1 protein-coding gene and 1 pseudogene are annotated in these 903 nt (G+C 70.0%); one reads left to right on the top strand and one right to left on the bottom strand.

Translation table 11 applies throughout. The features are described from left to right. Positions 1-373, top strand: a 373-nt coding sequence (locus tag A5702_RS19110; protein ID WP_156669680.1) for an LLM class flavin-dependent oxidoreductase, incomplete at its 5' end; no start/stop codon positions are given. On the opposite strand, the pseudogene A5702_RS19105 reads toward A5702_RS19110, so the two are convergent. Then, a pseudogene (locus A5702_RS19105) lies at positions 370-903 on the bottom strand (hypothetical protein); the annotation flags it as partial. The gene A5702_RS19110 and the pseudogene A5702_RS19105 sit on opposite strands and share 4 nt — an antisense overlap.

The raw sequence follows: 903 nt of genomic DNA, 5'->3' as shown, positions 1-903 counted from the left end.
CGCGTCCGACGAACACGAGCTGCGCGACATGGTCGCCGCGCGCAAGAAGGAGCTCGCCTTCAGCCTCGGCGGGATGGGCTCGTCGAGCACGAACTACTACAACCAGGCCTACAGCAGGCAGGGTTGGGCCGACGTCGCCGCCGAGGTGCGCGAGCGCTGGCAGCGGGGCGACCGCGACGGCGCGGCGGCGCTGGTCACCGACGACATGGTGCTGGCCACCACGTTGATCGGCACCGAGGAGATGGTCCGCGCCCGGCTGGTGGTGTGGCGGGACGCCGGCGTGAACACCGTGCGGCTGTATCCCGCCGGCGACACCCTGGACGCGAAGCTTTCGACGCTCGGGCGGGCCATCGAGTTGGTCGCCGAGGTCTAGGCCACGCCGGTCGGCGCCTGCGAGGCCTTTACCACTTTCACCTCCGGGCGTTGCGGCACCCCGTCCGCCAGGAACCACCGGAAGGCGAGGTTGCCGCGCGGATAACCCAGCGTGGTCAGCGAATTGGGGTGCGCGGTCAGCGCGCGGGACAACACGATCGTGACGGAGCCGTCGCTGTTGAGCACGGCGCTGTGCCCGTTGACCGAGCAGCGCGCATCGGAGGCGCCGAAGGTGGCCATGAATTGGTTCCACACCACCAGGTTCCAGAACCTGCACTTCGGCGGCCGGTGCGTGATCACCAGCGCCTCGTCGTCGTCGAGCACGAAGCTGCCGTAGGAGTAGCAGGCGTCGCGCGCCGACCAGCCGAAGTTGGCGTCGGGCACCTGATAGGGATCGGCGAATTCGTTTGCGGCATGCGCGGTTTCGTGGCCGAGCGCGTGCTCGTCGTCCGCGCGGGTGCCGACCGCCAGCGGGACGATGGCGAACATGGTGCGCAGCCATGCGGTCGCCGCCCGCAGGCTCGCCGCGGT

Origin of the sequence: Mycobacterium sp. E3339, assembly GCF_001666915.1 — a bacterium.
Lineage (GTDB): Bacteria > Actinomycetota > Actinomycetes > Mycobacteriales > Mycobacteriaceae > Mycobacterium.
This window is presented reverse-complemented; position numbering and strand designations above follow the sequence as displayed.